The sequence below is a fragment of the uncultured Sphingomonas sp. genome (assembly GCF_964237155.1).
Lineage (GTDB): Bacteria > Pseudomonadota > Alphaproteobacteria > Sphingomonadales > Sphingomonadaceae > Sphingomonas.
The window spans coordinates 1-5,142 of sequence record NZ_CAXSHH010000117.1; the positions used below are offsets into that span (position 1 = coordinate 1).

At 66.5% G+C, this 5,142-nt stretch carries 5 protein-coding genes and 1 pseudogene; all 6 read left to right on the forward strand.

The features are described 5' to 3' along the window. Positions 1-472: 472 nt before the first annotated feature. Entirely contained in the window at positions 473-1,789 is a 1,317-nt protein-coding gene (locus tag ACFE71_RS14730; RefSeq protein WP_375429518.1) for an alginate export family protein, read from the forward strand. Between the two features lie 394 nt (positions 1,790-2,183). Then, positions 2,184-4,097, forward strand: a complete 1,914-nt coding sequence (locus tag ACFE71_RS14735) for a ribonucleoside-diphosphate reductase subunit alpha (RefSeq protein WP_375429519.1) — start codon at positions 2,184-2,186, stop codon at positions 4,095-4,097. Positions 4,098-4,161: 64 nt separating this feature from the next. After that, the gene (locus ACFE71_RS14740) at positions 4,162-4,662 is read left to right on the forward strand and encodes an endonuclease domain-containing protein (protein WP_375429520.1); all 501 of its coding nucleotides are present in this window, start codon (positions 4,162-4,164) and stop codon (positions 4,660-4,662) included. Further along, positions 4,659-4,862: a hypothetical protein gene (locus ACFE71_RS14745; RefSeq protein ID WP_375429521.1), complete on the forward strand. Its 204-nt coding sequence runs from the start codon at positions 4,659-4,661 to the stop codon at positions 4,860-4,862. The genes ACFE71_RS14740 and ACFE71_RS14745 overlap by 4 nt, the downstream gene beginning before the upstream one ends. Next, entirely contained in the window at positions 4,859-5,068 is a 210-nt protein-coding gene (locus ACFE71_RS14750; RefSeq protein ID WP_375429522.1) for a hypothetical protein, read from the forward strand. Before ACFE71_RS14745 ends, ACFE71_RS14750 begins: the two co-directional genes overlap by 4 nt. Next, positions 5,013-5,142: pseudogene (locus tag ACFE71_RS14755) on the forward strand (ribonucleotide-diphosphate reductase subunit beta); the annotation flags it as partial. The gene ACFE71_RS14750 and the pseudogene ACFE71_RS14755, both read left to right, overlap by 56 nt.

Here is a 5,142-nt window from a genome sequence, read left to right on the forward strand (position 1 = left end):
CCATGCAAAGGGGCCTGTCGGGTCGTCGGGAGACGCTCGGCAGGTCCTTTTCACGTGCACGGCGCAGGGCGGCTTGGCGCGGCGCAGGGCGGCTTGGCGCGCCCGCGCCAAGACTTGCCCAAGCCCGGCCAGCGAACCCGTCCGACGACGCGGCTTGGCCGCGTCGCACTTTTTCCACACTTCTCGATGACCGTTCCATCGACCCGATAGCGCCCGATCGGGTCCCATCGGTCGATCCAAGCTTCCGCCCGCGACGCGAACACCCGGTCGCACGACGCGGCTTCGCCGCGGCGCTATCTCGCGACGGTCTTCCCAGAACGTTCGCCGCCCAGCCCTGCCTGCCATAAGCACGAGTTGGCCGCCCCATCGATTCCCTTGCTGGACCGACCCGGCCGAACATTCCTACCCTGGTCGAGGTCACGAACCGGGAGCCACGATGTACGTTCGCTCGGCATTGCTAGGCGGGCTCGCCATGCTCTCAAGCGGGACAACCGCCGTGGCGCAGGCGTTGCCGGCGGACGACCGTTCCTTCGACCTCGGCGCGACCACCCGCGTCCGCTACGAAGCGATCGACGGCCAGGCGCGAGCGGGCTTCAACGACAGCGATGACCTGCTCAATTTCCGCACGACCGTCCTCGCCGAGTTCAAGAGCGGTCCGGTGAAGGTCGTCGCCGAATTATGGGACAGCCGCGTTTATCTGGCGGATCGAGGCACCCCCGTGTCGACCAACGAGGTGAACGCGCTGGAACTGGTGCAGGCCTATGCCGAATTCCGGTCGAGCGGTGCCGCGGGTCCGGGATCGACCGCCACGTTGCAGGCGGGCCGGTTCCTGCTCAACCTCGGCTCGCGGCGGCTCGTCGCGGCGGACGATTATCGCAATACGACCAACGGCTATTCGGGCTTGCGCGGCGATCTCGCGACCAGGTCGGGGTGGCGCACGACCCTTGTCTACACGCTGCCGCAGATACGCCGTCCCGACGATCCCGATGCCCTGCTCGACAATCGTGTCCGGCTCGACCGGGAAGGCTTCGGGCTGGTATTGTGGGGCGGGCTGATGGGTCGCGCGCGCGCGATCGGCCCCGCGACCGTCGAGGCCTCCTTCTTTCATCTGGGCGAGCGGGACGGTTCCGATCGCCCTACCCGGGACCGTTCGCTGAATACCGTGGGCCTGCGGGTGATCCGCGATCCCGCGCCGGGCAGTTTCGACCTTGAGGTCGAAGGCTTCATCCAGCGCGGCCGCGCCGCGGCGGGAACCGCCTCGACCTCGCCGCGGCGGGACGTGCGCGCGTGGTTCCTGCATGCCGACGCGGGCTACAGCTTCGCGGGCGCGTGGAAGCCGCGCCTGTCGCTTGAGTACGATCACGCCAGCGGTGACGGCCGGGGCGGGCGTTTTGGTCGGTTCGACACGCTGTTCGGGATGCGCCGCGCCGATCTCGCCCCCGCCGGCCTCTACAACGCCGTGGCGCGAACCAATATCGCGAGCCCCGGCATACGCATCGAGGCCGCGCCGGACCGCGATACCGACTGGTTCGTCGGCTATCGCCCGATGTGGCTGGCGTCGCGCTTCGACGGCTTCGCATCCACGGGCGTGCGCGACGCGACGGGGCGCGCGGGCAACTTCGCCGGGCATCAGGTCGACGGCCGCGTCCGTCACCAGGTCAGCCGCACCCTGCGTCTGGAAGTGGATGCCGTGCTGCTGGCCAAGGGCCGTTTCCTGCGCGACGCCCCCAATGCTCCTCCCGGACGATGGACGAAGTACGTGTCCTTCAACATGACGACGAGCTTCTAGCCCGAGGCGTCGGCGCTGTAGGTCGCGTCCCAGATCGTGATTTCACGACCAGATGTCACGACATCGTCCACCTACATTTATTTTCGTTCCCCGCCCGTTCCCTTGCGCTTCGCGGACCCGGCGGAAATGCGCGCGTCGCGGATCGGATCGGATCGTGGCGCGCCTTCCCATCCTGAATGTTTTACTTGCCTCATCAACATGAACATCACAATCCATGGGGGTCGATAGAAGACCGGGACCCAAGCGCTGGTATAATCGTTGATGACGGCACTGGGTCGAGCGGATCGACCACCGATCGTATGTTCGTTTTTTGTTCTCATTGGCGTTTTGTCGGTGATACCATTGTCGCGAGCCGCCGATTCGGAACAGTCGAGGAACAGGGGAACGTAGCGTGATGGATTTTCGTGATGATCGGAAGGATGGCGGAATGAACGTCGATACGATCGACACCCCGGCGGCGAACGCGCCCCAACCGGCGGCGACCGGCCCGGTCGCGGACGCGACGTCAGCGCCCAGGCGACCCTACCCGCTCGAGGTCGATCACGGCCGCGACGCCCTCCTGACCGATTTCGGCCGCGAGACGCTCAAGGACCGCTACCTGCTCCCCGGCGAGACGATCCAGGACCTGTTCGTCCGCGTCGCCTCCGCCTATGCCGACGACCAGGCGCATGCTCAGCGGCTGTACGACGCCATCAGCCGCCTGTGGTTCATGCCCGCGACACCCGTGCTGTCGAACGGCGGCACCGGGCGCGGGCTGCCGATCTCGTGCTATCTCAACTCGGTGCCCGACAGCCTGAACGGCATCGTCGACACCTGGAACGAGAATGTCTGGCTCGCGAGTCGCGGAGGCGGGATCGGGACGTACTGGGGCAACGTCCGGGGCATCGGCGAGCCCGTCGGGCTGAACGGCAAGACCAGCGGCATCATCCCGTTCGTCCGCGTGATGGACAGCCTCACGCTCGCGATCAGCCAGGGGTCGCTCCGTCGTGGCTCCGCCGCCTGCTATCTCGACATCTCGCATCCCGAGATCGAGGAGTTCCTGGAGATCAGGAAGCCCAGCGGCGACTTCAACCGCAAGGCGCTGAACCTCCATCACGGCGTGCTCTTGACCGACGCGTTCATGGAGGCGGTGCGCGCGGGCGACGAGTGGCACCTGCGTAGCCCCAAGGACCAGTCGATCCGCCAGACGCTCGACGCGCGCTCGCTCTTCCAGAAGCTCGTCGAGACGCGGCTCCAGACGGGCGAGCCGTACATCGTCTTCGCCGACCATGTGAATCGCAACATGCCCCGCCATCACCGCGAGCTGGGGCTGAAGGTCTCGACCTCGAACCTGTGCTCCGAGATCACGCTTCCCACGGGCAAGGATCACCTCGGCAACGACCGCACCGCGGTGTGCTGCCTGTCGTCCTTGAACCTCGAGACCTGGGACGAGTGGAACGGCGAGACGGGCTTCATCGAGGACGTGATGCGCTTCCTCGACAACGTGCTCCAGGATTACATCGACCGCCACGAGCCCGGCATGGAGCGCGCCGCCTACTCGGCGGGCCGCGAGCGGTCCGTGGGGCTGGGCGTCATGGGCTACCATTCCTTCCTCCAGGCGCGCGGGCTGCCGTTCGAGGGGGCGATGGCCAAGTCCTGGAACCTGCGCATGTTCCGCCACATCAAGCGCCAGGCCGACGAGGCCTCGATGCAGCTCGCCGTCGAGCGCGGCCCCTGTCCCGACGCGGCGGACGTGGGCGTGATGGAGCGGTTCTCCTGCAAGATGGCGATCGCGCCGACCGCGTCGATCTCGATCATCTGCGGCGGCACGTCGGCCTGCATCGAGCCGATCCCGGCCAACATCTACACGCACAAGACGCTGTCGGGCAGCTTCTCGGTCAAGAACCCATATCTCGAGAAGCTGCTGACCCAGAAGTCCAAGAACTCGGACGCGGTATGGAACTCGATCCTCGAACAGGGCGGCTCGGTCCAGCATCTCGATTTCCTCTCGGCCGAGGAGAAGGACTGCTACAAGACCAGCTTCGAGATCGACCAGCGCTGGCTCCTCGAGCTCGCGGGCGACCGGACGCCTTATATCGACCAGGCGCAGTCGCTGAACCTGTTCATCCCGGCGGACGTCGAGAAATGGGACCTCCTCATGCTCCATTTCCGCGCGTGGGAGCTGGGCATCAAGTCGCTCTACTATTTACGCTCGAAATCGGTCCAACGCGCCGGGTTCGCGGGCGGCGTCGAGAACGACAATGTGATCGAAAAGCCCCAGTACGAGCTGGAGAGCACCGATTACGACGAGTGCCTGGCGTGTCAGTGAGCTGACGATCCCTCTCCCACCGGGAGAGGGAGGGAGCCGCGAAGCGGCGGAAGGGTGAGGGTGAATGCGATTATACGAAGACCAGCCCTCCGGCACCATCACCCGCGCCCGCGAGCTGCGCCGGATCGCGAGCGAGGCGGAGAAGCGCCTGCTCCGCGCTCTCCGCACGACATTCCCGACGCTTAAATGGCGGCACTCGGTCCCATTCGGGCCGTATTACGCCGATATCCTGTGCTTCGCCGCGAAGCTGGTGATCGAGGTCGACGGCGGCCAGCACGGCAAGGCGCATGCATATGACGAACGCCGGACACGCCATATGAATGCCGAGGGCTACCGCGTGCTCCGCTTCTGGAACAACGACGTCCTCGCCAACACCGACGGCGTGATCGAGGCCGTCACCAACTCTCTCCCCCCCCGGGAGAGGGAAGGGGCCCGTCCCCGCGCAAGCGGGGATGGGAAGGATGAGGGTGACCATCCCGTCGACGGCAACTCACCCTCACCCCTCCGCGCCTTCGGCGCTCCTCCCCTCCCCCGGAGGGAGAGGGGGGGTGGGGCGACCGCATGACCTACAACGTCGTCATCATGTACCTCGTCGCCGCGGTCCTGACCGCGATCGGCGGATGGATGCTCGTCCGCCTGCGCTCCTCGCGCATCACCGAGCGCAAGACCTACGCCTACCGCATGGTCGGGATCATGCTGGCCTCGGGCGGCATCGTGCTCGCCATGTCGGCGACCGCCATGTGGACCTGGAGCATGCCGGCGTGAGGAGCCTGCCCGAGCTCCTCGCCACCGTCGGCCTGCTCGTGGCGGGCCTGTTCATGCTGTCGCTCGGGGCGCAGCAGCTCCGCGCCCGCGTGCCCCAACCACACGCCCGCCGCTGGCTCGTCTATCTCGGCGCGGGCGACTTCCTCCTCGGTGCCGGCGTCTCCGCCGGGGCCGCGTACCACCTATCCACCATCCTGTCGGAGTAATTCCATGTCCCTTCTCCACGCCTCCAAGCAGTACAAGCCCTTCGAATACCCCTGGGCGTTCGAGTTCTGGAAGC

Excerpts from the sequence above, each read along its gene's own strand:
- ACFE71_RS14745 (WP_375429521.1), top strand. The coding sequence starts at position 4,659 with ATGACCTACAACGTCGTCATCATGTACCTCGTCGCCGCGGTCCTGACC.
- ACFE71_RS14740 (WP_375429520.1), top strand. The coding sequence starts at position 4,162 with ATGCGATTATACGAAGACCAGCCCTCCGGCACCATCACCCGCGCCCGC.
- ACFE71_RS14730 (WP_375429518.1), top strand. The coding sequence starts at position 473 with ATGCTCTCAAGCGGGACAACCGCCGTGGCGCAGGCGTTGCCGGCGGAC.
- ACFE71_RS14735 (WP_375429519.1), top strand. The coding sequence starts at position 2,184 with ATGGATTTTCGTGATGATCGGAAGGATGGCGGAATGAACGTCGATACG.